The sequence below is a fragment of the Alkaliphilus peptidifermentans DSM 18978 genome (assembly GCF_900101495.1).
Lineage (GTDB): Bacteria > Bacillota > Clostridia > Peptostreptococcales > Natronincolaceae > Alkaliphilus_C > Alkaliphilus_C peptidifermentans.
Genome location: NZ_FMUS01000068.1, coordinates 1 through 1,676, shown reverse-complemented (window position 1 = coordinate 1,676; position 1,676 = coordinate 1). Strand labels below are relative to the sequence as shown.

At 33.1% G+C, this 1,676-nt stretch carries 1 protein-coding gene; it reads left to right on the top strand.

What is annotated here, in order from left to right; translation table 11 throughout:
• The first annotated feature begins 382 nt into the window (after positions 1-382).
• On the top strand, positions 383-1,438 hold the full coding sequence (locus BLP68_RS21240; RefSeq protein WP_091547760.1) for an MFS transporter: 1,056 nt from the start codon (positions 383-385) through the stop codon (positions 1,436-1,438).
• Positions 1,439-1,676: the final 238 nt, after the last annotated feature.

Genomic DNA, 1,676 nt, shown 5'->3' with positions numbered 1-1,676 from the left:
GTCTTGATAATGGATTTAAGTCAATAAAGTTGGATGTACTTGGTACAAATGCTAGAGCGATAAAGAGTTATCAAAAGGCTGGGTTTAATATAACTAGTAAGTTTGAACTAAATGATGAAACGTTCTATTGGATGAAATAGCCCGTTAGATTTCAAGGGGCCGACATCCATGTCGGTCTTAGTCTCTGAGGGTCTTCCCACTCCGTATAACAATGTTTTTGCACAAGGGTGCAGGCAGACACGTGTTTAGGGAAAGATCAGCGCACCACACCTTCTCACTGGGTGCAAGCACCACCAAGGGGAAAGGGCAAGTGGGTCCAGTTCGAAGGCGTCGCAAACACGAAACGTTAGATGACATTTTTAAAAGGAGGAAAGTGTTAATTATGAAGATAAAAAAAGGACAAAGGTTAAAAGAAGTGCAAAAGGTAACTGAAGGAAGTACACGGCTGACTTTAGTTACTTTAACTATGACTTTTTTCTTCTTTTTACTTATAAATTTTATTAAACAAATGAATCAGTCTGGGTATAAGGTCAGTACTGAATCTACACTTGTATATCCTGTTGACTTTTATACAATACCAGTTTTGATAACATCTTTATTGTTTGTTCTTTTCTTTGCTATCAGATATTGTGTTCATGAATTTCATACCTTTGTTAATTTTATTAATATATCTGAGATGAAAGAATATGAGGAGAGAGCAAATAACTCATTTAAGAGCTTCTTGATTAATTTTAAAGAACAGCTTGTGATAATAGCTATTTCATTAACACTTTTTTCTACTATTTACGGAATGAACTCTAAGCTAAACTTTTTCCTATTTTTAGGGAGCGTAATTACTGTTTTACTTTTAGTTTTAATTATTGAAATTAGAACTTGGGAAATTAAAATTAAGAAAGTTGGATATATGAGAAGGAATTTTAATTATATTTTTGAGAATGGATTTATGTATTTATTTAAATTAATAATATTTGGATTGTGTTTTCTGATTTTAATTCAGTTGCAATCTCGCTATGTATTCAATGAATATTTTAGTGGATATGTTATTGAATTTATAAGTGGTGAATCACCTGTTATATCGATAATTGCAAGATTTAACGTTAGTGAAGATTTAGAGATACTAATTCATGATAAGCACGAAAATGCTCAAAAAATCGAAAAATGTTATTATAGCATTAAATCCGCACATTTTGTAAAGGAAAAAAATGAATTAGAAACATCTGTTGGGCTCTTTGGTGTTAAGAATGATTACTACTACGATTTAAAGAGCGGATTCGAAAAATACCATTTATTAATACCTATTGATAATTATTTGAACGAAGGAATGAATAGAGTAGAAATTAGTTTTTCTAATAAGAGGCAATCAATATTAATAGTTAATTATATTTACTGGGATATGGTCAGTGGCGAATTTATAGAAAGTATTATAGAAAATATGTAAACGTCATCTAACACTATGTTTACGGAGGGTGCGGGCTGCACGTTTTGAGGGAAAGGTCAGCACACCACATCCCTTCACCGGGAGCGAAGCTCCGCCAAGACGGTCTATCTAAAGGGGCCGGTTCAGAGACGTCGCAAACACGAAGACGTTATAGGAAATAGTGATATCGGAGATTTTATTTGGGGTCTATTGAAAAGAAGAGATAGTACACAATAGTAAGAAAGTGCGTAACAATAAC

Coding starts and splice junctions, on each gene's coding strand:
- BLP68_RS21240 (WP_091547760.1), top strand. CDS start 383: ATGAAGATAAAAAAAGGACAAAGGTTAAAAGAAGTGCAAAAGGTAACT.